Genomic DNA, 21,551 nt, shown 5'->3' with positions numbered 1-21,551 from the left:
TCGGCCTGGCCGCAGTCTGGCGTAATGTCGAAACCACGGTTAGGCCGAGTGAGAGACGGTTGATGCGGCCGATTCGCACATTCGCGGTGTTGCTGGGCGCGGCCGTTCTGGTGAGCGGCTGCTCGGGTTCGGCATCGCTGGGGCCTCCGCACCCCGGTGAGCTGCCGCTGCGCCGGGTCGCGCAGGTGTCGTTGACCGGTGGACCGGTTCGTTTCGACTACACCGCCCTCGATGCCGCGCGCGGGTTGCTGTTCGTAGCCCATATGGGTGCAGGGGAGGTTGTCGAGGTCGATGTGCGCGCCCATCGGGTTGTGCGCACCATCGCTGATGTGCCCGACGTGCACGGGGTGCTGGTGGTCGCAGACGCTCATCGTGTGTACGCCACCGCGACCGGCCGCAATCAACTGGTCGCGATCGATGAGGACACCGGCGCGGTCCTGTTCACCGCACCAACCGGCGATTACCCCGACGGGCTGGCCTATGACCCGGTTCGCCGTGCGGTGTGGACGACCAACGAGCACGCCGGTACCGAGACCGTCGTCGACGCCGAAACCGGTGCGGTGCGCGCGACCGTCGCAATGGATGGGGAGGTCGGCAACGTCGTTTACGACCCGGTCACCGACCGGATGATGGTCGCAGTGCACGGCCGCGACGATCTGGCGCTGATCGATCCCGCGAAAGCCACTATCACCGAACGCATTCCGACTCCAGGCTGTGATGATCCGCACGGGCAAGCCCTCGACGCGGCCGACCGAGTGATGTTCGTCGGCTGCGCGGCAGGTGCGGCCATGGTCACCGTGGACCTGGCCACCGGCGCCGTGACCGGCCGCGACCCGGTTGGCGAGACCCCCGACGTGCTGGTCTACGACCCGGGCGCGCACCGGGTGTATGTCGCGGCCGAAAGCGGCTGGGTCAGTGTGTTCGACCGCCGCGACGGCCGCACTGTCGCGGTCGGCGCCGCGCATGTGGCCGATGGCGCCCATTCGCTGGCGGTGGACCCGGCTACCCACCGCTGCTATTTACCGATCCCGAAGGGCGCCGATGGCACTGCGGTGCTGTGGGAATTCGAGCCCACCAGCTGAACCTGTTTGGAACCCATGTCTGCCACCGCCACCGCGGTCGCCGAACTCATCCGTACCCACACCCGCGACGGCGGCACCGTCGTGCTGGTCAGCCACGACACCGACTTCGTCGACGGCGTCGCCGACACGATCTGGTCGCTTCACCAAGGGCGGCTGACCCGTAGTTCCCGCCCGCTCGAACCACGGAACACGAAGTGACAGCGGGCCTTTCGGTACCCGGTTGGGGCGGGGCGGCGACGTCGCTGGCACTGGTGGCGGTGGCCGCCGCCATTGCCTCTTGCTGATCCTGTTCCGGCACACCGGGTTGCCCGGCGCTCTCGGCTGGGTCCTGGTCATGATCGTCATCGCGGGGCAAGTCGCCGCACGGCGCGGTGCCGGTCTGCCGCACGCGGCCCGCGCGGCCACCATCGGCGTGGCCACCGGATCCGCTACCAGATCGTGGTCATGTACATGCTGCTCGCCGCCACCGCCTTGGGCGCACTCACCACTGCCCGCGTAGCCGAACAGGCCTTGTTCGACGACACCCAACGACTTGTACGGCTACCCGACCGCTGACACCCTTCGGCGAACCGCGCTTCCCGCCCGACGATCCCGGAACTCCGCCTCACTCTCCTGGTGGTGCGTAGCGCACAGCTCTCGGGTGGTTGCTCGATCTCAACTACCGCAGCTGAGTTTCGGACCGCGCGAGAGGGCGTCCAATATGTTAATCGGCTTGGGCAGAGCGTGAGCAGAGCTGGACCGGCGCAGCGAGCATCGCTGCTCACTGTTCGATCCCATGAGTGATCGCTCCGCTTCGACAGCGCATTTCAGTAGGCGATCGCGTTAAGGCTATTGCTCCGCAATTCGCCGGCAGTTTCCAGCCAAGAGCACCGGGCCGCGCATATGACGGACGGTCGAAATTGGGCCGTAGGTCCCTGGCATGGAGCGTTGTGGGCGACAACAGTGGAGACAGCGTCTCCTACATGTGAGGAAGTGACGAGAAGTGAGTATCGCTCGACGTATCGCCTTGTTGTTCCGGGTCAAGACGAACAAGCTGCTCGATCGCACCGAGGACCCCCGTGAGGTGCTCGACTACTCGTATCAGCGGCAGCTGGAGATGCTCGCGCAGGTGCGGCGCGGCCTGGCCGATGTCGCGACCAGCCGCAAACGCATCGAGTTGCAGGAAAACCAGCTTCATCAGGCCGCCGACCGCCTGCAGAGCCAGGCGCAGCAGGCGGTCGCCCAAGGTCGCGACGACCTGGCCCGGGAGGCGCTGACTCGGCGCGCGGCAACGCTTGCCCAGATCGAGCAGCTGCGGCCGCAGTACGACGACCTGGCCGCCCAGGAGGCCAAGCTCACCACCGCCTCGCAACGATTGCAGGCGAAGGTGGAGGCGTTCCGGACCCGCAAGGAGACCATCAAGGCCACCTATACCGCCGCCGAGGCGCAAACCAAGATCAGCGAGGCTGTCACCGGCATCTCGGAGGAGATGGGCGATGTCGGGCTGGCGATCCAGCGGGCCGAGGACAAGACCGCACAGATGAGCTCGCGCTCGCAAGCGCTGGACGAGCTGATCGCCTCCGGTGCCTTGGAGGATGCCACCGCCCCGGTCGGCCGGCATGACGACATCCAGGCCGCACTCGACGCAGGCCGCAGCAGCGGAGTCGATGCCGAACTGGCGCAACTGAAAAGCTCGCTTACGCCGGCGATCGAGGCGAATGCGCAAGAAAGGCCGAAATCATGATCGTTCGTATTCTCGGCGAAGGTCAATACACCCTCGACGACGCCCGCCTCAGCGACCTCAACGAACTCGACGACGAGCTGCTGCAGGCCGCCGACGCGGGCGACGACACCGGATTCTCGCTCGTGCTGCGCCGTATGCTGGCCACGGTCCGGGATCTTGCCACCCCGGTAGCCGACGATGCGCTGGTCGCCTCGGAGCTGGTGCTTCCCAGTGCGGACATGCCGCTGTCCGAGGTTCGCGCGATGCTGCGCGACGACGGACTGATTCCGGGATAACTGCCATGCGTACCCGTTTCCGGCCGGACCATCGGCTCACGGCCCGCATGGGATTGACCATGTTCTTGCTCGGCTTGATCTATGTCGCGTTCATCGCGGCGCTGGTGGTGTTGATCAAGTCGGTCGTGCTGATCGTGGTGATCGTGGGTGGGCTGCTGTTCGCGCAGTTCTGGTTCTCCGACCGGATCGCTCTGTACGCGATGCGGGCTCGCGTCGTCACCGCGGAGGAGGCGCCGCAGTTGCACGGCATCATCGACCGGCTCTGTGCCACCGCGAACATGCCCAAACCGCAGGTCGCTATCGCGGACCTCGATATGCCCAACGCGTTCGCCACCGGTCGCAGCCCTCGCCGCGCTGTCATCGCCGTCACTACCGGCCTGCTGCAGCGGCTCGACGCCGATGAGCTCGATGGTGTGCTGTCGCATGAGCTTTCGCACATCGCGCACCGGGATGTGGTGGTGATGACCACGGCATCGTTCATGGGCGTGCTCGCGGGCCTGATCGCACGATTCACGCTGTACTCCGCAATGTTCGGCGGTGGCGGCCGGGATCGTCGTGACGGCGACAACCTGTTTCTCGTCGTTCTAGCCGTGATGGCGGTCTCCGCGGCCGTCTACGCGATCAGCTTCCTGCTGATCCGAGCGCTGTCACGGTATCGCGAGCTGGCCGCCGACCGGGCCGGGGCGATCCTCACCGGCCGCCCGTCGGAGCTTGCCTCGGCGCTGACCAAGATCAGCGGGGACATCGGTCGCATTCCCAGTCGTGACCTGCGTACCGAGCAGCCGTTCAATGCGTTCTTCTTCGCCCCCGCGCTGGGCGCCGGCGCCACCTGGTCGACGCTACTGTCCACCCATCCGAGCCTCCAGCAGCGACTGGACCAGCTCGGCGCACTGGCTACCGAACTCGGGCAGGAGAGCTGAAATCGAGATGGGATTCCTCAACGCGCTGCTGGGCCGCACCAGGCCGGTGCAGCCGAATCTCGATGTACTGTTCGCTGTTCCACCCGCTGCCTACACTCTGCAGGCGGCGCTGGACGTCCACCCAACCGGGGCTGGGGCCGTGTGCTTCAAACAGGCCGAGGGCGCCGGCGCAAGACAGTCCGAGGCGGAGATCTTCGATCTGCTGCACCTCGAGCCGACCGTCGCAGTGTCGGTGACGATCGATGAATTCGGCTACACCTGGATCACCTGCCGGCAAGACACTGCCGACCTGTCCGCGTTGGTGACCGCGCTGCACGCGATCAATTCCACCTTGTCCGACAACGGTTTCGGGCCGAACCTGCTGTGTACCGTCATCGGCTTCGCCACCGCTGACCTCCCGCCACACCGGCTCGGGTTGGTTTACCTGTTCAAACGGGGCACCATCTACCCGTTCGCGCCGTCCGGCGAGCAACGCCGCGACAACACCCTCGAACTCCAGACCCGCGCAGCACTTTCCGGCGAACTCCCCATCGAAGCCGAACTCGAGCGCTGGTTCCCACTGTGGGATGCGCCTGTGCCGTGAAAACACAGCACGGCGTTTCGACATGGCTGTCAGGCACGGGCAAAACGTCGGGGCCCGGCAGTTGTTTGAGGCGAGAATTGCCAGCACAAACCTGGACATCGACCGGGATGCTCGTGGCTGCATCCTCATCGACGTAGCCTCGCCTCAATGTGCGTGGCATTAATTGCGGGTCCCCGCTGCTCTGGCCGCGGCGGCTTGTGGCGAGGAGTAGCCGTGCGAGCTGGTCACGCTCGCCGCAGCCCCCGGTGCGCCGCCGGGACGTGTGGGGGCGGGTTGGGGCTGATGCGGTCCGTCACGGTGGCGCGGAAGTGCGGACAGGCTGTGAAGTCGTCGTGTTCGCAGCTCAATGCGCCCTCAACGATCGCCAGGGCGGTCTGCGCGGCGGTGATGGTGGCGGTGAGTTGATCGCGGTGGCGGCGCAGGGTGGCGCGGCGGGTGTTCGGCGCTGTCGTGGCCATCCGCCGATCCTGCTGCCGCACTTACCGAAGCGCGGCGGGTGCTGGCGCCCGGGGGACGTGTCGTATTGGTCGGGCAGGACTGGGAATCGTTCATCATCGACTCCGGCGACCCGGACCTGACTCGTACGATTGTGACGGCCAGGGCGAGCGTCGTCGTCAGTCCTCGCGTTGCCCGTGGCTACCGAAATTTGTTGCTGGACAACGGTTTCACCGACGTCACTGTGGAGGTTCGCACTGTCGTGTTCGTTGATGCGCTGATGGTGCCGATGCTTTCGGGGCTCGCCGAGAATGCGCGCGCTGCCGGGGCAGTCACCCGTGAGCAGGCGGACGGTTGGATCGCCGAGCAAACCCATCGGGGTCGCAACGACCGGTTGATGCTGGCCTTGCCGCTGTTTTTCGCCGCCGCTGCCACACCTTCTTCCCGGGGGCAGTGACCACCGAGCCGTGCCGGCGTCCGCCGGAGCGGCTTTCGATCAGTGCAGCAGCGCAAGCACGCCGCGTCACCGGCCGGGGGGCTGATCGCGTCGATGCGCTTCGGCATTATCCGGTGTGGTCGGGGAGGTGGAGTCGTTTAAGGGCCAAGGCGTTGAGGGCGACGATGATGCTGGAGCCGGACATGGACATAGCGGCGATTTCCGGGCGCAGGGTGAGTCCGATGAGTGGTTCGAAAACTCCGGCGGCGATGGGCAGGGCGAGGGTGTTGTAGCCGACGGCCCAGGCGAGGTTCTGGTGCATTTTGCGCAGGGTGCCGCGGCCGATGCGTAGTGCGGTCGGCACGTCGAGGGGATCGGATCGCATGAGTACCAGGTCGGCGGTTTCGATGGCGACGTCGGTGCCGGCGCCGATGGCGATGCCGAGGTCTGCTTGGGCGAGGGCGGGGGCGTCGTTGACGCCGTCGCCGACCATGGCGACCTTGCGGCCGCCGGCTTGGAGTTCGGCGATGCGTGCGGCTTTGTCGCCGGGCAGGACTTCGGCGATCACGGTGTCGATGCCGAGGGTGGCGGCGATGCGGTCGGCGGTGGCTTGGTTGTCGCCGGTGAGCATGACGACTTCGATGCCGAGGTCGTGTAGTTCACCGACTGCGGCGGCGGAGGTGTCGCGGGGTGCGTCGGCGATGGCGATCACCGCAGCGGCCTTGTCGTCGACGGCGGCCAGCACGGCGGTGTGACCGCTGCCGGCGAGTCGGTCTCGGGCGGTGGCCAGCTCGCCCAGCTCGATTCCTTCGCGTTCGAACAGGCGCCGGTTGCCGATCACGACGCGGCGCCCGTTCACGGTGGCGATCGCGCCGTGGCCGGGCACGTTCTCGAATTGCTCCGCTGTCGCGGTGGTGGCGCCGTGGGCGTGGGCGTAGCCGACGACGGCCTGGGCCAGGGGGTGTTCGGATTCTCGTTCGACGGCGGCGAGCAGACCCAGCAGTTCGGTGTCCTCGCCGGGGTAACCGTCGGTGACGATCTCGGTGACTTCGGGTTCTCCCTTGGTGAGGGTGCCGGTTTTGTCCATCACGACCACCTGCACGCGGGCCGAGGACTCCAGAGCCATCGCGTTTTTGAACAGCACACCACGCCCGGCGCCGAGTCCGGTGCCGACCATGATTGCGGTCGGGGTCGCCAGGCCGAGCGCGTCGGGGCAGGTGATCACGACCACGGTGATCGCGAACAGCATCGCCTTCGCGAAGCTCGCCCCGGCCAGCAGCCACACCCCCAAGGTCAGCCCACCGCCGAGCAGAGCGACCAACACCAGCCAGAACGCGGCGCGATCGGCCAACTTCTGTCCAGGAGCCTTCGAGTTCTGGGCCTGCTGAACGAGATTGACGATCTGGGCGAGCGCGGTGTCAGCGCCGATCTTGGTGGCGCGCACCCGTAGGGTGCCGTTGGCGTTGATGGTGGCGCCGATCACCGGGGATCCGGGTTGCTTGTGCACCGGCAGGCTCTCACCGGTGACCATCGATTCGTCGACCTCGCTGTCACCGTCGGTGACGACCCCGTCGACGGCGATCTTCGCCCCCGGCCGCACCAGCAGCACGTCACCGACGACGACCTCGGAGGTGGGGATCTCGACCTCGGCTCCGTCGCGGATCACCAGCGCTTTCGGGGGCGCTAGATCCAGCAGGGTGCGGATCGCGTCGTTGGCGCCACCGCGGGCGCGCATCTCGAACCAGTGTCCCAGCAGCACGAACGTGGCCAGCATCGTCGACGCTTCGTAGAACACCTCACCGCCACCGGTGAGGGTGATCGCCAGCGAATACAGCCAGCCCGCGCCGATACCGACAGCGACCAGCACCATCATGTCCAGCGTGCGGGCCCGCAGCGCATGCACCGCGCCGGTGAAGAAGATGGTCGAGGAGTAGAAGATCACCGGCAGGCTCAGCAGCAGCGCCCAAATGTCTTGGCGCATACCGAAAGGCGTCGGCAGATGCAGCCCGACCATGTCGGTGGCCATCGGCGACCACGCCATCACCGCCAGCGAGAACACCGCCGCCACAACGAACCGGTTACGCATGTCGGCGGCCATCGCCGCCATCGACATCCCCGCATGACCGGCGTGACCCGCGTGTCCGGCGTGCGCTTCATGGTCCATCGCGGCATGGTCGGCGTGGCCGGCGGCACGTGCGGGTGCTGTGGCGCCGGCCGGTCGGTGATCTGGCGTGGGCGGGTGTGTGCCCGGCTCGAGCATCGGGTCGCAGACGTGAGCGGGCACGGACTGCCCGGCGCAGTGAAAGCCGCACTCTCGCACCCAATGACGCAGCTCGGCCAGCGAGGTGCGGTGCGGGTCGAAGATCACCGTCGCGGTCTGCGCCACCGGATTCGGCTCCACCGACACCACACCCGGGCGGCGCCCGAGCACCGCGGTCACCACATTCTGCTGACTGGCCCAACCCACGCCACTGACATCCAACACCGCGGTGCTACGCCCGGATTCGCCGACCATCCCTGTCTCCTCGCTCGTTCTCACCGACAAACCGCACTATACCCCTCGGGGGTATAGTGCGGTAGCCTTGCCGTGAAGGCCGGACCGCGGCGGCGCCTCGGGGAGCGCCGGAGCGTTTCTTTACATCGTCGGTGCCCGGCCTCGGTTACGCGGCTGTGCCGGTGCCGAGCGTTTTCGTGCGCCGGGTGTATTCCTCCTCGTCGATCTCCCCGCGCGCGTAGCGTTCGGCGAGGATCTGTTGGGGGCTGGGCCCGTGCTGTTGCGGGGGTGTGTTCGGGATGGTTGAGCTGCTGTTGCCGCTGTAGCGGATCAGGGCCACGATGCCGGCCCCGATGAGCGCCCAGAAGATCACCATGCCGATGATCATGAAGGCATAGCCCCAGCCGCTCATGCCGTTGCCGTACCACATCATCATCGCCGTCTCCTTCGCGTCCTTCGGTGATTGCTGTTCACGGTGCCGGTCCGAGTCGCGTATGAATACGGCCGAACGGCACCGAGCAGGAGGACCGCAGTCCCGTCCGGCTGCGGGAGAACTCACATCTGCATCGGCATCGGGCAGATTCCTTGCTGATGCAGCCACATCATGATCGAATGCATGATCTGCCTCATCGGCGATTGCATGTCCATCGTGGTTGCTCTCCTTGCTTCACCTGCCCGTGCCGGACAGGCACTGCTACATGCGCTACCCGGCGCGAGCGGGGCAACACGGGGTGCTCAATTCCGGCCGGGGTGGCCCACGTCAGCCATCATCACGGCCGTCATAAGCGTGCAGCCCAGCGCGACGAGCAGAAACCCCGACGGCATCACCCCGGTGACGACCAGGACCAGCGCGATCGCGATGATCAGCGCACAGCAGGCGATCATCATCGCGCCGTGCCCGCGATGCCCGGACCCTTGCGCGCGCCGCTGCCCCCAGCCTGTCGATGGCTCTTGTGCGCCCATCGCGAACTCCCTGCATCAGATGCTCGAGCCGGTCGCTCGAGTTCACCCTCACCTTGCCCCGGGCGCGTCTGGCCGGACAGAGCCGTCCAGACCTTCGGCCCAGGGCCGAAAGACCCACCCCGAGCGGCCCGATACCGCCGTCGGTGACCCCGTGGCCGCGCCGAGGCAAGCACGGCCGAGGCCGGAGGTAACGCTGTGCTCGGCCATTCCTTCTCGGCGGTGCCGGCTGGATCGTATGCCGACCAGCACCACGCCCACCAGCGCGGTACACCTCACCAGCGCTCGGCCGCTCATCTCTGTGTCTTCGTGCTGACCGACGCCCCAGCCTCGCAGGGCCCACGCTGCTGGCCTGGCCGGCCGTGAGCGCCCAGCTGATGAACCCGGAATGATGACTGTCATGTCCTATCTGCGCTAACCGCCCGGAACCGGCAACCTGGGGTCGGACCGCGTCTGCTGTGTGGCAAGCACGGCTCGGAAGTGGTCAGGAAGATGAGAGGGTGGTTTTTCGTGCGGTGAGGACTATCGCTGCGGCGAGGCAGGCGAGGAGGGCGGCGAGAGCGAGCAGGCCGGCACCGAGTGTGGCGACGGTGGCGACGATGCCGACGAGAAGCGGACCGCCCGCGTCGCCGAGTTCGCGGCCGAGCTCGGCGGCTCCCATGGTCTGACCGAGTCGGTCGGACGGGCTCGTCGCCGCCAGGTGCGCGAATCCGAGGGGAGTGATCACACCGGCACCGGCACCGAGGATCACCGCAGCGCACACCGTACCCGTTACCCCGGGCAGGAGCGCGGCGGCGGAGGTCCCGACGGCGGCTAGCAGGAGCCCGGTGGCCATGCCGGATCGGTCCCTCAGTCGTCCCATGTCGCGGGCACGTCCGACGCGTGGTTGAACCAGCGCGGCGGTGGCGGCGAGTACCGACACTACGGCGCCGGTGGCCAGCGGGCCCAGGCCGTGGCGGGCGCCGACCGCGGGTAAGAATCCGACTCCCACCGCGAGAGCGGCGGTGGCTCCTGCCAGAGCGGCGGTCGGGCGCAGGAACGAGCCGCTGCTGAGGCGGCGTGCCAAATCTACAACCGTCTGGCGTTTTTTCGGCATGACCTCGGTGGCGGGCACGGTGACCGCCGCCCATACCGCCACTATGGCGGCGAGCGCCGCGAGTGCGGTGAAGAGCATGTCATAGCCCCCGACGGTGACGAGGATGCCGCCCAACAGCGGGCCCAGGGTGTAGCCCAGTCCTTTCCACGCGCCGTAGCTTCCGAAGGCGTGTCCGTGTGCGGCGGCGGGGGTCAGGCGGGCGACCATAGCCCCGGCGGCCGGGGAGAACGCGGCAGCGGACGCGCCTTGACCGAATCGCGCGACACCGACCAGGCCTGGATTGCCGACCAGCACGAATGCGGCGGACGCGAGCGTGAACGCTACCAACCCACCAAGCAGCACGGGGCGTGCGCCGACGCGGTCTGCCAGCGTGCCGAATACGGGTTTGAGCAGTACCTCCGCCCCGTCGTACACAGCCAGAAGCAATCCGAGGGTGAGCAGGCTGGCATGCTCTTGCCCGGTGTATCCGGCGAGGCTGGCAGCGATGCTGTGCGCGCCGAACGCGGTCACGAACCCGGCCGCGTACAACGGCCACAGCCGGGCTCGTCTCGCGTCGGGTCGATCGCCGGGTAGAGCGGTCATCGCGACTCGTGTTGCGTGCCTGCAGGTTCGGCGCCGGTGCTGGTGAGCAGAACGTGCAGCGGAGTACGAGCGGCAAGAGCGACAAGCCGCGCCAGCAGTGGCCGTGCGAGGTAGAACCCGAGAAAACTGATCACAGCTCCGAGGGCGAGGCCGGCGAGTACGTCTTGCGGGTAATGCGCGGCGATGTACACCCGAGCGAACGCCATGACCACCGCGGCCACGGCGGCGAGTACCGCGAGGCGTCGTTGCACCAGCCACAATCCCGCGGTGACCGCGCCGACCATGACCGCGTGGTCGCTGGGGAACCCGGCATCGGTACTGCAGTGCAGAACCACGATGTCGTGCAACGCATTACACGGCCGGGTCTCGTCAACGGCGGCGGCGATCGGCTGGTTGACCGCGAGCGCGGCCAGTACGCCCAGCGGCGCCCACACCGCCGCCACCATCCGGGCGAAATCGGCGTCGCGGCGGGCGGTCCACCATCCGGCTATCAGCAGCAGAGCGAACAGCACCACCCCGTAGTCGGCGTAGCCGGACACGATCGGATGCAGCCACGGCGTATCGCGCGCAAAGTCGTTGACATCGTAGAAGATTCGCGTATCGACGCTCATCGGCTCCTCTGTTCCAGGGCTGGGCTCACATCTGGTGCAGGGCTCGAAAGACCCGCTCGGTGTAGTCGGCCAACCGATCGGAGCAATGCTCGAGCTGTTGCTCGGCTACGACAGCCGCAGGGGCGCCGAACACATCACGCGCCTTGATGTCCCGATGCCAGCGCCGGAGTCGTTCCAGGCTCTGCTCCTCCTCCTCGAGCTCGGCCATCGTGAACTTGGCCTTGGCGATCTCTTTGTCGATCTCGGCATCGAACCGGGTGCAATCGGCCAGGAACTCGGCCCACTCCTCGGTGCGCTCTCCCGTGAACATCGCCTCCAGTCGGGTGGTGTCGGTGTCGGCATGACCCCTGGCATCGAGCGCCAGCACCTCACCCTCCCCGCGTTGCGCCAACGCGATCACCCGTGCGACTCCCTCGGCGAACACCGGAACATCGGGCACCACCCACACGCCCTGTCCGACCTGCAGAGCGCCCACGCGCCGCAGTTCACGCCACACAGCCACCCGATGCCGCGACGGCTCCGCCGGCACTCGTACCAGCAGAACCAGCCACCGCGTGACCGTCTCATTCTTTGTCACGAAGAGGAATGTAACAGGCGTTACGGATTGTTCTGTAGCGGGCGGCCCGCTGAGCGACCGCGTGTGGGCGGCATGGAAATTGCCAAGTATTTGCCGGTTGCTTTTCGATCCGGCGTGTCGCGCCATGACACGCCGGGCGGACTGATCAGAGGCCTCACAACTAAGTCACAACAAATTGCGTTGCTGTCGAGTGTGAGTGGATGAACGCTTGGGTGTCGAGAGTTTTCGCAAATTGCCATACGTGCAGGTAGATGCACCGTTTCGGAGGTTCTTGACTGTTGAGAGTCGTCCGTGGTAACCCTCTGTACCGGCACTGAAAAGGTCGGGGGTTCGATTCCCCCAGGCGGCTCCACACTTCCTGGTAGAGCCGGTTTCCGGCTCTCGTAATTCGGACCCCGAGGGCCGAAGTCACAACGAATTCCCACTTGTCTGAGTGACCGACCGATGCTCGGCTGATTCCACGGTCATAGCCTCCGGCATCGACTGTGCGTGGCGGCGTGCCGCGTCGAGTCCTCTCCGCCCGGCCACCACGTGTGGAATCAGCATTCATGGGATGGCAGACGGGGGAGAAGGGGAGAAGGTCCCTGCCTTCCGTCGACCCGCGCCCCTACGGGAAGAAGCTATCCGCGGATGAGAATCAGCAGGTCACGTCGACGGCGAACGGAGGGCATCGAGATGCCTCGCTGGAGCGATTTCCTCGACCGGTTCAGAGCCGCCGCAGCGCCGGGCGCCGCAGCGGCCCGAGGAGTGCCGGTGGATCGCGCGCGAGTCGCCGCTGATGAGTTGCGGCCCATTCTGGTTCTTCTCGATCCGGTCGAGAACGAGGCCCAGCGGATCCGGCGAGATGCGGATACTCGAGCCGCGCAACGTCGCCGCGACGGTGATCTGCGGGCCGACCGAATGGTGGCCGGTGCTCGCGACAGTGTGGAAACCGTTGCGGTGCAGGAGATGTCGCGATGCCTCGCGGACGCCGTCGACGCCGGCGACGACGCCGAACTCGTCGCGCGGCGGACGGACGAGCATGTGGCACAGCGCCTGCCCGGCTACGTGGATCGAGTGGTTCAGGCCGCGCGCACTCTTATCGCCGAGTGGGGTGGCCGGGACTTCGAGGCGGTGCGATGAATATCGGCTGGGTAGCGGGCGACGTGCGAGCCGTGGGGTTGGCTCAGCGGCGATTCGGTGCCGCGGGGGCCCGCCGGCTGGCTGAGGCGGGATCTCTTGCCGCTGCTCAGCAGATGCTGTTGGACCACGGGTTTCGGCACCGAATTCACGTCGGCGCCGACCTCGCGGAGACAGAACACGTGGTGTCCGCGGCTGTCCTGTGGCATCTGCGGATTCTGGCTGGGTGGCAGCCATCTGCGGGTTTTCGGTTGCTACGCGCGCTGGCGGGAGGGTTCGAAACCGCGAATATCCAGGGGTTGGCTTCTTCGCTCGCAGGCGGGGAACCAACGCCGGCATATGAACTCGGAGCTCTCGGCTGGGCCTGGGAGCAGCTGCGTGAGGCGAAGACACTGACAGCGCTTCGCGAGGCACTGCGAGGTTCGGTGTGGGGCGACCCCGGCAGTGCCCGGCCCGCGGACATCGCCGATTCGGCGGTCCTCGCGTGGGCGACTCGAATGGGCTCGGTGGCCGGTGGTGCACGCGACTGGGCGGCGGGGGTGGCTGCCCTGGTGGTCGCCCGGCGTCATGTGCTGCAACGGTCGCCGCTACCCGGCCCGGCGTTGCGTTCGGCCGCGCTCCTGCTGGGGTCTGCCGCGGTGGACAAGGAGGAATTGCCTGCGCTGGTCGCGGTGCTACCGGCCCGTGCACGATGGGTTCTCGACGGCTTGGATACGCCGTCGCAGCTGTGGCGCGGTGAGGTCCGGTGGTGGATCCGCGTCGAAACGGACGGGGCGCATCTGCTGGCCGGCAGTCGGTTCGGGCCCGACAAGCCGGTCGGCGCATTTGCCGTTTCGATAGCCGATGTGTGGCGAGTTCGCTCGGCGCTCGAAGTAGCGGCAGGGGTAGCCGGGATCGGGGCCCGCGATGAGCTGGCATGACTCGCTCATGCCGGTGCGCATGCAGAGGGTGGCATTGGTCGCTTCGGCCGACGCGTTGCGTGGTGTGCTGCTTCGGGTGGCGCAGGCCGGAGTGGTGGACTTCGGTGATACCGGCGCCTGGAGTGATTCCGGATCCGGCGCAATGATGGCGCCGGGGGGTGCCGAGCCGGATGCGATCGCGTCCGGGCAAGACGGTCGCACCGAAGCGATGTCCGGCGAGGCTCAGCTGCGGTCCCTGTCGGAGGTGGCGGTTCGCCGGGGTGAAGTGGCGGCCTTGGCGGGGTGGTGCCCGGCCTCCGAGGTCGAAGTGCTGCGCGGTCGACTGCAACCTCTGGGCGCCGCCGTGGTGGGCATGCGGCCACCCGCCGGTATCGACCCGCCGACCTGGTTGGGGGGCCGATCGCCGATGAAACGGGCATTCGCGCCGCTGCTGCGGATATACGGGACTGTTCCGTACGCGGATATCGATCCGACCGTTGCGGCTGGGCTGGCCTATGTCGTGATGTTCGGGATGATGTTCGGCGACGCGGGCCACGGCGCGCTGCTGATCGCTGCGGCGCTGCTGCTGGCCACGGGCCGCCCGCGACGATTCGCCGGGTTACGACGGCTGTGGATGTTCGTGGCCGGTGCGGGGATCGCGGCGACGGGATTCGGCTTGCTGTACGGAGAGTTCTTCGGTCCCACCGGCATCCTGCCCGTGCTGTGGCTGAGCCCGCTCGAGCGGCCGGTGCAACTCATGATCGCCGCCATCGCAGCGGGTGCGGTCCTGCTGGCGATTTCCTACGCGATCGGGACCACGAACCGGTGGCGAGAAGGCGGACTGCGGCTCGCGCTGTACTCCTCGTCCGGGATCGCGGGAGCGACAACATTTTTGGGGCTCGGTGTGATCACGGGCGGAGTGCTGTCGCATCGGTTGCCGGTCGTGGTCGCCGGTGCGGTGCTGGCCGGTGCGGGGCTGGTCATGTCGACGATCGGCATGTTCGCCGAAGCCGGCGGCGGGAGTGCCGGGATGGTTCGTTCCGGCGTCGGGGTCGTCGATCTGGTCATGCATCTGGGAGCGAACACGATTTCGTTCGCCCGGCTGGCGGCGTTCGGGATGACCCATGCCGCGTTGGGTTGGCTGGTCTGGCGGGCCACCACGGCGGTGGCCGCCGGGGGCGGCGCCGAAATAGTCCTTGCCGCTGCCATTTTCGTGATCGGTAATGCCGTCGCGTTTGCGCTCGAGCTGTTGATCGCGGGTGTGCAGGCGCTCAGACTCGAATTCTACGAACTGTTCTCCCGGGTCTTCGTGGGAACGGGGCGGCCGTACACGCCCTGGCGAATTCCGGGAATCGATGCAAGGAGTGCGTCGTGCTGACTTGGATAGTTTCGTTGCCGCTACTCATCGTCGCCTGCGTGGCCGGCACGTTGGTACTACGTCGTCCGAGCCGTCGTGCGGTGGCCCTCGCGGCCGGCCTCGCGTGTGGTCTGCTGATCGCGGGCGCGGTGGCGGTCGTAGTGGCCGCATCGTCGGGTCCGGCAGCGGCCGTGACGACGGCGGCCGGCGCGTCGTCGAGCGCGAACGGGGCCGCCCTGATCGCCGCCGCGATCGCGGTGGCCGGCTCGTCGGTGGCTGCCGGAATCGCGGTCGCCTACACGGGGGCTGCGGCCCTGGCCGCGTTGAGTGAACGGCCCGAATTGTTCGGGCGCGCAATGGTGATCGTCGGGCTCGCCGAAGGTATCGCGATCTACGGGCTGATCGTTGCTGTCATGCTGATCGCGAAGGCATGACATGGGTACCGTCGTGGTCATCGGCGATCCTGGGCGGGTCCAGGGCTATGCGCTGGCCGGTGCCACCATCTGGCCGGCGACCGACGCGGAGACGGTTCGGCGTGCATGGTCCGCACTGGACGCGCGCACGGCGTTGGTGATTCTGACCGAGGCGGCTGCCGGATCGCTCACCGCGGAACAGCGTGACGGCGGCCCCTTGACGGTGGTGATGCCAGAATGAACGCGCCCGATTCCGCCGTTTCTGCCGACGCCGCCTTGTCGCCGTTGCGCGCCGACATTCTCCGCCGTGCACGCGATTACGCCGAAGACGTTCTCCGTCAAGCCTGCGCCTACGCCGACGCCCGGCACGCCCGGGCCGCGGCTGAATGTGAGGCGATCACCGCGGGGGCAGTGGCGGCGGGACGGGCACGCGCAGTCGCTGAGCTGGCCCGCCGACGCCACCGCGCCGCTGAGCGAGGACAGAACATGGTGCTGGCCGCACAGTGCCGGGCCTACGACCACTGGCGTGCGGCTGCGACCACGGCGGTGCTCGACCTACGGGACGAGCCTGGCTACGCGGCACTGCGCGAGACATTGTGCGCGGCGGCCGGTCGGGTACTCGGCCCGGAACTCACCGTCGAGGACGATCCGGCCGGAGGCATCGTGGCACGGTCGCGGGGCCGGGTGCTCGATCTGCGACTGAGCGCAATCGCGGCACGCGCGGTCGAACAGGTCGAAACCGATATCGCCGGGCTCTGGTCATGAGCGTCGTGCTGCGCGTATCCGGACCGCTGGTGGAGGTGAGCGGTTTTCCCGGGATGGCGATGAGCCACCTGGTGGCCCTGGGCGACGATGCGCTGCCGGCGGAAATCGTTCACATCGACGAAGAGCGAGTGACGGTCCAGGCATTCGAATATACGGGCGGTTTGAGACCTGGCGCGATCGTTGCCCCGTTGTACGCACCACTGTCGGTCTCGCTGGCACCACAGCTGCTCGGCGGCATCTTCGACGGGCTGTTGCGGCCGTTGGCGGATGCGCCGACCTGGCTTGCGCCGAGAGGCGCCGATCAGCCTGCGACGCGGCGATACCGTTTTCGTCCAGCCGTCGAGATCGGCGCCGCGGCAGGTCAGGGGACCGTGCTCGGTGTATTGACCGACAGCGGACCGGTGGAGTATCGCGTGCTCGTCCCTCCGGGAGTGAGCGGTGACGTGGAAATGATTGTGGCAGAGGGGGATTACCCGACCGATGAGTCGGTGGCACGAGTCGGCGGCCGGCCGGTGCGGATCGCTCAGCGGTGGCCGGTTCGGCTCGCGCGCCCCCACAGTGGGACGGCGAACGGTGCGGAGCCGCTGCTCACCGGTCAGCGCGTCGTCGATCTGTTGTTTCCGGTTCTCAAGGGCGGAACAGTCGGTGTGCCAGGAGGTTTCGGAACTGGTAAGACAATGCTGCTGCAGCAGATCGCCAAGTGGTGCGATGCCGATGTGATCGTCTATGTGGGTTGCGGTGAGCGGGGAAACGAGCTGGCCGACATCATCGACGAGTTGGTCACTCTCGGCGACCCGCGCAGTGGCGGAAAGCTGATCGAGCGCACCGTCATCATCGCCAACACCTCCAATATGCCGATGATGGCACGAGAGGCCAGTGTCTATACCGGGGTCACGGTGGCCGAGTACTTCCGGGACATGGGCTACCACGCCGTGGTCGTCGCGGATTCGACCTCGCGGTGGGCGGAGGCTCTGCGCGAGTTCGCTTCTCGGCTGGGAGCGTTGCCGGCGGAAGAGGGCTACCCGGCCGACCTGGGGTCGGCCTTGGCCGCCTTCTACGAGCGAGCGGGTGCGGTGCGAACTCTGGGCGAAAGGTCCGGCTCGGTGACGATTATCGGGGCGGTGTCGCCGCCGGGCGGCGACCTGTCCGAGCCGGTGACCGCGCAGACCGAGCGATTCGTCCGTTGCCGATGGAGTCTCGACCGGGAACTGGCCTACTCCAGGCACTATCCCGCGGTCTCCTGGGAGGCATCGTTTTCCTACGACGTCGATACCGTGGGCGCCGGATACGAACAGGCGGGGGATTCCGCGTGGGGCGAGCGCCGTGGACAGGTCGTCGCGCTGCTCGCGGAAGCCGATCGAATCGCGACGCTGACCGAATTGGTCGGACTGGACGCGCTTCCGCCGGATCAACGGGTGACCGTGCTGGCCGGCCGCCTGCTGAGCGAGGGACTGCTCACGCAGAACGCGCTGTCGGCCAACGATTCTCATTGTGCGATGGCCAAGACCGTGGCGCTGGCCGACGCCGTGCTGACGGTGATCGATCGCTGCCGGCAGGCCGTCGCGCGCGGTGTCGCACCGGAGCGCGTCGAGGAGTTGGATTTCGGAACTTTGGTGCGAGCTCGCGAAACAACCGGCCCGGACGACACCATCGAGGTCGCGCGCCTGCGGGATGAGATTCTGGACCGGATCGGGGAATTGACATGACAGCAGCCGGAGATCAGCCGACGGTCACGCCGATGCGGTCCGGGCGCACGTCGCCTCGCACCTGGGTCGAGTACACGCGCGTGCGGGAAATGCGAGGCCCGTTGCTGGTGGTGTCCGGGTTGGAGGGGGTGGGGTGGGACGAATTCGTGCGGGTGAGGCTGGGCGATGGTGAGGTGCGGCACGGAGTGGTGCTGGATGTCGCTCAGGATATCGCCGTGGTGGAGATGCTGGAGGGAACCGCGGGCATGGACCCCGCCTCCGTCCGCGCCGAATTCACCGGTGCGCCTTACGAAATCCCCGTCGGTCCGCAGTGGCTCGGGCGGGTGTGCAACGGTCGTGGCGCGCCCCTCGATGGTGGTCCACCGGTCACCGGTGCGCAGATGCCGGTGGCCGGTGCCCCGCTCAATCCGGTTCGACGGGAAGCTCCTGTCGAGCCCGTCCTGACGGGTGTCTCGGTCATCGACGCGCTGACCACGCTCGTACGGGGGCAGAAGCTGCCGATATTCTCGCCGCCGGGTCTGCCGCATCTACGACTGGCATGCCAGATCGCCGCGCACAGTGGCACCGGCGGGGAATCGTTCTGCGTCGTGGTCGCGACGATGGGGGTGACCCATGCCGACGCCGCCTTCGTCCGCGATGCGCTCGCGGAGCGCAGGGCGGCGCGGCAATTGGTGTTGTTGCTCAATCTCGCGGACGATCCGGTGGTCGAACGCATTCTGACACCGAGGATCGCGTTGACGATCGCCGAACAGTTGGCGTTCGGCGAATCGGGCGGGCGGCATGTGCTGGTCGTCCTCGCAGATATGACCAACTATTGTGAGGCGTTGCGGGAAGTGTCCTCGGCTCGCGGTGAAATCCCCAGTCGCCGAGCCTATCCGGGCTATCTGTACAGCGATCTCGCTTCGATGTACGAACGCTGCGGCCGGATCCGCGGTGAGCTCGGGTCGGTGACTCTGGTTCCGGTGGTGACGATGCCCGGAGGCGATATCACGCACCCGGTACCAGATCTCACGGGCTATATCACCGAAGGCCAGATCGTGCTGTCGGCGACAGAACACGCACGCGGTGTGTACCCGCCGGTCGACGCACTGGCCTCGCTGTCGCGGTTGATGCGCCACGGGGTCGGGACCGGGCATACACGTGCGGATCACCTGCCGGTGGCTGCGCAAATATTCGCCGCCCTGGCCCGGGCGAGACAGGTGCGCGAACTCACCGAACTGATCGGTGCCGACGCTTTGACCGCTGCCGATCACGCGTATCTGGACTTCGACGAAGGGTTTCGGCGCGGGCTCGTGGCGCAGGGCGGTGCCGAAAGTCGCACTCTCGACGACACCTTGGAGCGAGCCTGGCGGATTCTGCTCGAATTGCCCAGTGCCGCACTGACAATGCTGCCCGAAGATCTACTCGCCTCACATGGCGTCGGCTGATGGCGGCCTTGCGTGTTCCTCCCGGCCGAGCGGGACGACTATGGCTTCGCGAACGCCTCGACGCCGCGATGACCGCGGTGTCACTGCTCGAACAGAAACAGGCACTCCTGGAAAAGGAGCACCGGATGCTTCTTGCCGAGTGTGAAGCGACGCGGGCGGAGTGGACTGTGGCGAATGAGACAGCGCTGGCGTGGTACCAGCGCGCGGCCCTGTCCGGTGGGCGTCGGGCGCTCGCGCTGGCGACAACGACCCGCCATTGTGATGTGGCGGTCACCGCCGGAACGACGGTCGGCGTTCGCTACCCGGCGAAGGCCGAATGCGTATTCCCGCCTGTCGACGCCGATACGATAACCACCGGTGCGGCGTTACCGGCGGCTGCTGCAGCCGCTCGCGATGCGATCCGCGCGGCAGCTGCGCATGCCACCGCGCAGGCGGCCACCCGCATCGTCGACCACGAACTCGCCGTCACTCGGGTGCGCGTGCAGGCATTGCGACACCGTCGAATTCCACAACTGCGGGCGGCGCTGGCCGAACTGGAACTCGCGCTCGAGGAGCGTGAGCGGTCCGAGCAGATACCGTTTCTGCGTCGGCCGAACGTCGGCCGGGTGTGAACGTCTTTTACCTGCACGGATGAGTGGGGCACTTCGTCCCTCGCGCCGACGCCGCTCGGGCCCGTTGTGCACGCCGATCGCCTCTCGCGTGATCTGCGCAGCAGCCGTAGTGGTTTGACCAGTCGCGAAGCGCGGCGGCGATTGCTGCGGTCCGGCGAGCACATCCTGCACCGCAGGGGCGGCCGACAATGGCCTGCTGCGCGTGTTCGCCAGTTCACCCGCCCCTTGGTTGCTGCTGTGGCTGGCGGTCGGCCTGCTGCTCATCGTGGGGTCGCACGTAAGACGAAGTGGGTGTCGCACCAGGTTCTCGGTTTCCTGCTCGGGATTCCGATCCTGTGGACTGTGGGCATCATCGCGCTGGCCGTGGGAGCGGTGCTGGCTCTGATGGGAGCGTTGGGACGCCCAGTGGCCGGCCGCGCGCACTACTTCTAGCGCGCTCGGCCGCCGCGAACTACGCGCGGCAGCGGTGTGCACGTGACCGCCCCGGAAGACGATTTCCGGGGCGGTTTCGCATCTGGTGTGTTCGGCGGCGGGTTCGTCAGGACAGCAGGACGTGCTGGCGGACGTCGATGTAGCCGTCGCGGAACAGGTCCGCGCAGCCGGTGAGGTAGCGGATGTAGCGGTCGTAGACGGTGGGGGAGGTCAAGGCGACGGCTTCGGAGCGGTGGTCGCGGAGGGCCTGGGCCCAGAGGTCGAGGGTGTGGGCGTAGTGCGGCTGCAGGGATTGGACGGCGTGCAGGGTGAAGCCGGCCCGTCCGGCGTATTCGCCGATCCACTGCGGCTGCGGGAGTTGACCGCCGGGGAAGATCTCGTCGAGGACGAACTTGCTGAACGCCAGGTATTCGTGGGTGATGGGGATGCCCATCTCACGCAATTGGTGGCGGTGGAAGCCGATGATGGTGTGCAGCATCATGCGACCGTCCGGGGGCAGCAGGTGGTGGCAGCGGTCGAAGAACGCGTCGTAACGTTCGCGCCGGAAGTGTTCGAAGGCTCCGATCGAGACGATCCGGTCGACCGGCTGGTCGAATTCCTCCCAGCCGCGCAGGTATACCTCCCCCGTGCCGGGCGGCAAGCCGTCCAGCAGGTCGCGCACGTGTTCGAACTGGTTGCGGCTCAGCGTCAGGCCGATCACACGCACGCCATATTTCTCCACGGCGCGCAACATCGTCGAGCCCCAGCCACAGCCGATGTCGAGCAGCGTCATACCCGGATGCAGGTCGCATTTGCCGAGCGACAGGTCGATCTTGGCGAGCTGTGCCTGTTCCAGAGTGAGGTCCGGTTCGCGGAAATACGCGCAACTGTAGGTACGCGTGGGATCCAGAAAGAGCGCGAAGAAATCGTCGGACAGGTCGTAGTGGGCCTGCACGTCGGCGTAGAACGGTGACAGATCGGTCATGGTGACCTCTGGTGGTCGGTTTCGGGAAACGTTCTGACGTTCTGCCTCTGAAACGAGTTACCCCGGCGGTGGGTTCGACCCCGC

25 protein-coding genes and 2 pseudogenes are annotated in these 21,551 nt (G+C 67.2%); 19 read left to right on the top strand and 8 right to left on the bottom strand.

Going from position 1 to position 21,551, the window contains the following annotated elements:
• Positions 1-62: 62 nt before the first annotated feature.
• The 7 genes and pseudogenes from C5E41_RS02275 to pspAB all read left to right on the top strand — a co-directional run bounded on the left by C5E41_RS02275 (position 63) and on the right by pspAB (position 4,583).
• Positions 63-1,082 carry a YncE family protein gene (locus C5E41_RS02275; RefSeq protein WP_104374122.1) on the top strand — a complete coding sequence of 340 codons (1,020 nt, stop codon included), beginning with the start codon at positions 63-65 and terminating at the stop codon, positions 1,080-1,082.
• Between the two features lie 15 nt (positions 1,083-1,097).
• Entirely contained in the window at positions 1,098-1,280 is a 183-nt protein-coding gene (locus tag C5E41_RS02270; protein WP_104374121.1) for a hypothetical protein, read from the top strand.
• Positions 1,281-1,505: 225 nt separating this feature from the next.
• Positions 1,506-1,637 (top strand): annotated as a pseudogene (locus C5E41_RS34725) (ABC transporter permease); the annotation flags it as partial.
• 427 nt (positions 1,638-2,064) lie between these two features.
• On the top strand, positions 2,065-2,805 hold the full coding sequence (locus C5E41_RS02260; protein WP_104374119.1) for a PspA/IM30 family protein: 741 nt from the start codon (positions 2,065-2,067) through the stop codon (positions 2,803-2,805).
• Positions 2,802-3,080, top strand: coding sequence for a PspA-associated protein PspAA (gene pspAA / locus C5E41_RS02255; protein ID WP_104374118.1), 279 nt, complete (start codon positions 2,802-2,804; stop codon positions 3,078-3,080). Before C5E41_RS02260 ends, pspAA begins: the two co-directional genes overlap by 4 nt.
• 5 nt (positions 3,081-3,085) lie before the next feature.
• On the top strand, positions 3,086-4,000 hold the full coding sequence (gene htpX, locus C5E41_RS02250) for a zinc metalloprotease HtpX (RefSeq protein ID WP_104374117.1): 915 nt from the start codon (positions 3,086-3,088) through the stop codon (positions 3,998-4,000).
• Between the two features lie 7 nt (positions 4,001-4,007).
• The gene (gene pspAB / locus C5E41_RS02245; protein ID WP_104374116.1) at positions 4,008-4,583 is read left to right on the top strand and encodes a PspA-associated protein PspAB; all 576 of its coding nucleotides are present in this window, start codon (positions 4,008-4,010) and stop codon (positions 4,581-4,583) included.
• Between the two features lie 224 nt (positions 4,584-4,807).
• On the opposite strand, the gene C5E41_RS02235 is transcribed toward pspAB, so the two are convergent.
• On the bottom strand, positions 4,808-5,041 hold the full coding sequence (locus C5E41_RS02235; protein WP_104374114.1) for a hypothetical protein: 234 nt from the start codon (positions 5,039-5,041) through the stop codon (positions 4,808-4,810).
• Positions 5,042-5,106: 65 nt separating this feature from the next.
• On the opposite strand from C5E41_RS02235, the gene C5E41_RS02230 reads away from it, so the two are divergent.
• Positions 5,107-5,475: a hypothetical protein gene (locus C5E41_RS02230; protein WP_146097440.1), complete on the top strand. Its 369-nt coding sequence runs from the start codon at positions 5,107-5,109 to the stop codon at positions 5,473-5,475.
• Between the two features lie 106 nt (positions 5,476-5,581).
• Here the strand turns inward: C5E41_RS02230 and C5E41_RS02225 are convergent, their stop codons facing one another.
• The 6 genes from C5E41_RS02225 to C5E41_RS02205 all read right to left on the bottom strand — a co-directional run bounded on the left by C5E41_RS02225 (position 5,582) and on the right by C5E41_RS02205 (position 11,774).
• Positions 5,582-7,969, bottom strand: a complete 2,388-nt coding sequence (locus tag C5E41_RS02225) for a heavy metal translocating P-type ATPase (RefSeq protein ID WP_104374112.1) — start codon at positions 7,967-7,969, stop codon at positions 5,582-5,584.
• A 145-nt stretch (positions 7,970-8,114) separates the two neighbouring features.
• Positions 8,115-8,384 (bottom strand): SHOCT domain-containing protein, encoded by a 270-nt coding sequence (locus C5E41_RS02220; RefSeq protein ID WP_104374111.1) that lies wholly within the window; start codon positions 8,382-8,384, stop codon positions 8,115-8,117.
• A gap of 299 nt (positions 8,385-8,683) precedes the next feature.
• A complete protein-coding gene (locus C5E41_RS33160; protein WP_146097439.1) occupies positions 8,684-8,911 on the bottom strand; it encodes a hypothetical protein in 228 nt (75 codons plus the stop codon).
• 481 nt (positions 8,912-9,392) lie between these two features.
• On the bottom strand, positions 9,393-10,586 hold the full coding sequence (locus C5E41_RS02215; RefSeq protein WP_104374110.1) for an MFS transporter: 1,194 nt from the start codon (positions 10,584-10,586) through the stop codon (positions 9,393-9,395).
• Complete coding sequence (locus C5E41_RS02210) at positions 10,583-11,197, bottom strand: phosphatase PAP2 family protein (protein WP_104374109.1); 615 nt, start codon at positions 11,195-11,197, stop codon at positions 10,583-10,585. Before C5E41_RS02210 ends, C5E41_RS02215 begins: the two co-directional genes overlap by 4 nt.
• A 25-nt stretch (positions 11,198-11,222) precedes the next feature.
• Positions 11,223-11,774, bottom strand: coding sequence for a Chromate resistance protein ChrB (locus tag C5E41_RS02205; RefSeq protein WP_181063050.1), 552 nt, complete (start codon positions 11,772-11,774; stop codon positions 11,223-11,225).
• A gap of 753 nt (positions 11,775-12,527) precedes the next feature.
• Between C5E41_RS02205 and C5E41_RS33155 the strand changes: the two genes are divergently transcribed.
• The 11 genes and pseudogenes from C5E41_RS33155 (at position 12,528) to C5E41_RS34720 (ending at position 20,503) form a co-directional block, all read left to right on the top strand.
• Positions 12,528-12,896, top strand: coding sequence for a hypothetical protein (locus C5E41_RS33155; protein ID WP_146097438.1), 369 nt, complete (start codon positions 12,528-12,530; stop codon positions 12,894-12,896).
• Positions 12,893-13,813, top strand: a complete 921-nt coding sequence (locus C5E41_RS02195; protein WP_104374107.1) for a hypothetical protein — start codon at positions 12,893-12,895, stop codon at positions 13,811-13,813. The genes C5E41_RS33155 and C5E41_RS02195 overlap by 4 nt, the downstream gene beginning before the upstream one ends.
• Positions 13,800-15,170: a V-type ATPase 116kDa subunit family protein gene (locus tag C5E41_RS02190; RefSeq protein WP_258080667.1), complete on the top strand. Its 1,371-nt coding sequence runs from the start codon at positions 13,800-13,802 to the stop codon at positions 15,168-15,170. Before C5E41_RS02195 ends, C5E41_RS02190 begins: the two co-directional genes overlap by 14 nt.
• Positions 15,164-15,583, top strand: coding sequence for an ATP synthase subunit C (locus C5E41_RS02185; protein WP_104374106.1), 420 nt, complete (start codon positions 15,164-15,166; stop codon positions 15,581-15,583). The genes C5E41_RS02190 and C5E41_RS02185 overlap by 7 nt, the downstream gene beginning before the upstream one ends.
• A 1-nt stretch (position 15,584) precedes the next feature.
• Positions 15,585-15,803: a V-type ATP synthase subunit F gene (locus C5E41_RS02180; protein WP_104374105.1), complete on the top strand. Its 219-nt coding sequence runs from the start codon at positions 15,585-15,587 to the stop codon at positions 15,801-15,803.
• On the top strand, positions 15,800-16,327 hold the full coding sequence (locus C5E41_RS02175) for a hypothetical protein (RefSeq protein ID WP_104374104.1): 528 nt from the start codon (positions 15,800-15,802) through the stop codon (positions 16,325-16,327). The genes C5E41_RS02180 and C5E41_RS02175 overlap by 4 nt, the downstream gene beginning before the upstream one ends.
• Positions 16,324-18,033, top strand: coding sequence for a V-type ATP synthase subunit A (locus C5E41_RS02170; RefSeq protein WP_104374103.1), 1,710 nt, complete (start codon positions 16,324-16,326; stop codon positions 18,031-18,033). The genes C5E41_RS02175 and C5E41_RS02170 overlap by 4 nt, the downstream gene beginning before the upstream one ends.
• Positions 18,030-19,460: a V-type ATP synthase subunit B gene (locus tag C5E41_RS02165; RefSeq protein WP_258080666.1), complete on the top strand. Its 1,431-nt coding sequence runs from the start codon at positions 18,030-18,032 to the stop codon at positions 19,458-19,460. The genes C5E41_RS02170 and C5E41_RS02165 overlap by 4 nt, the downstream gene beginning before the upstream one ends.
• Positions 19,460-20,071: a V-type ATP synthase subunit D gene (locus C5E41_RS02160; RefSeq protein WP_104374102.1), complete on the top strand. Its 612-nt coding sequence runs from the start codon at positions 19,460-19,462 to the stop codon at positions 20,069-20,071. Before C5E41_RS02165 ends, C5E41_RS02160 begins: the two co-directional genes overlap by 1 nt.
• A gap of 66 nt (positions 20,072-20,137) precedes the next feature.
• A pseudogene (locus tag C5E41_RS35860) lies at positions 20,138-20,290 on the top strand (cation-transporting P-type ATPase); the annotation flags it as partial.
• Between the two features lie 72 nt (positions 20,291-20,362).
• Complete coding sequence (locus tag C5E41_RS34720; protein WP_258080665.1) at positions 20,363-20,503, top strand: DUF6131 family protein; 141 nt, start codon at positions 20,363-20,365, stop codon at positions 20,501-20,503.
• A gap of 106 nt (positions 20,504-20,609) precedes the next feature.
• Here C5E41_RS34720 and C5E41_RS02155 read toward each other — a convergent pair whose 3' ends face one another.
• The gene (locus C5E41_RS02155; RefSeq protein ID WP_104374101.1) at positions 20,610-21,467 is read right to left on the bottom strand and encodes a cyclopropane mycolic acid synthase family methyltransferase; all 858 of its coding nucleotides are present in this window, start codon (positions 21,465-21,467) and stop codon (positions 20,610-20,612) included.
• Positions 21,468-21,551: the final 84 nt, after the last annotated feature.

It is taken from the genome of Nocardia nova (genome assembly GCF_002933465.1).
Lineage (GTDB): Bacteria > Actinomycetota > Actinomycetes > Mycobacteriales > Mycobacteriaceae > Nocardia > Nocardia nova_B.
The sequence above is the reverse complement of the archived record's forward strand: the minus strand, read 5'-3'. Positions and strand labels throughout refer to the sequence as shown.

What these genes read in the sequence shown, in the direction of transcription:
- C5E41_RS02275 (WP_104374122.1), top strand. Translation starts at nt 63, where the DNA reads ATGCGGCCGATTCGCACATTCGCGGTGTTGCTGGGCGCGGCCGTTCTG.
- C5E41_RS02270 (WP_104374121.1), top strand. Translation starts at nt 1,098, where the DNA reads ATGTCTGCCACCGCCACCGCGGTCGCCGAACTCATCCGTACCCACACC.
- pspAA (WP_104374118.1), top strand. Translation starts at nt 2,802, where the DNA reads ATGATCGTTCGTATTCTCGGCGAAGGTCAATACACCCTCGACGACGCC.
- htpX (WP_104374117.1), top strand. Translation starts at nt 3,086, where the DNA reads ATGCGTACCCGTTTCCGGCCGGACCATCGGCTCACGGCCCGCATGGGA.
- pspAB (WP_104374116.1), top strand. Translation starts at nt 4,008, where the DNA reads ATGGGATTCCTCAACGCGCTGCTGGGCCGCACCAGGCCGGTGCAGCCG.
- C5E41_RS02235 (WP_104374114.1), bottom strand. Translation starts at nt 5,041, where the DNA reads ATGGCCACGACAGCGCCGAACACCCGCCGCGCCACCCTGCGCCGCCAC.
- C5E41_RS02225 (WP_104374112.1), bottom strand. Translation starts at nt 7,969, where the DNA reads ATGGTCGGCGAATCCGGGCGTAGCACCGCGGTGTTGGATGTCAGTGGC.
- C5E41_RS02220 (WP_104374111.1), bottom strand. Translation starts at nt 8,384, where the DNA reads ATGATGATGTGGTACGGCAACGGCATGAGCGGCTGGGGCTATGCCTTC.
- C5E41_RS33160 (WP_146097439.1), bottom strand. Translation starts at nt 8,911, where the DNA reads ATGGGCGCACAAGAGCCATCGACAGGCTGGGGGCAGCGGCGCGCGCAA.
- C5E41_RS02215 (WP_104374110.1), bottom strand. Translation starts at nt 10,586, where the DNA reads ATGACCGCTCTACCCGGCGATCGACCCGACGCGAGACGAGCCCGGCTG.
- C5E41_RS02210 (WP_104374109.1), bottom strand. Translation starts at nt 11,197, where the DNA reads ATGAGCGTCGATACGCGAATCTTCTACGATGTCAACGACTTTGCGCGC.
- C5E41_RS02195 (WP_104374107.1), top strand. Translation starts at nt 12,893, where the DNA reads ATGAATATCGGCTGGGTAGCGGGCGACGTGCGAGCCGTGGGGTTGGCT.
- C5E41_RS02190 (WP_258080667.1), top strand. Translation starts at nt 13,800, where the DNA reads ATGAGCTGGCATGACTCGCTCATGCCGGTGCGCATGCAGAGGGTGGCA.
- C5E41_RS02180 (WP_104374105.1), top strand. Translation starts at nt 15,585, where the DNA reads ATGGGTACCGTCGTGGTCATCGGCGATCCTGGGCGGGTCCAGGGCTAT.
- C5E41_RS02175 (WP_104374104.1), top strand. Translation starts at nt 15,800, where the DNA reads ATGAACGCGCCCGATTCCGCCGTTTCTGCCGACGCCGCCTTGTCGCCG.
- C5E41_RS02170 (WP_104374103.1), top strand. Translation starts at nt 16,324, where the DNA reads ATGAGCGTCGTGCTGCGCGTATCCGGACCGCTGGTGGAGGTGAGCGGT.
- C5E41_RS02165 (WP_258080666.1), top strand. Translation starts at nt 18,030, where the DNA reads ATGACAGCAGCCGGAGATCAGCCGACGGTCACGCCGATGCGGTCCGGG.
- C5E41_RS02160 (WP_104374102.1), top strand. Translation starts at nt 19,460, where the DNA reads ATGGCGGCCTTGCGTGTTCCTCCCGGCCGAGCGGGACGACTATGGCTT.
- C5E41_RS02155 (WP_104374101.1), bottom strand. Translation starts at nt 21,467, where the DNA reads ATGACCGATCTGTCACCGTTCTACGCCGACGTGCAGGCCCACTACGAC.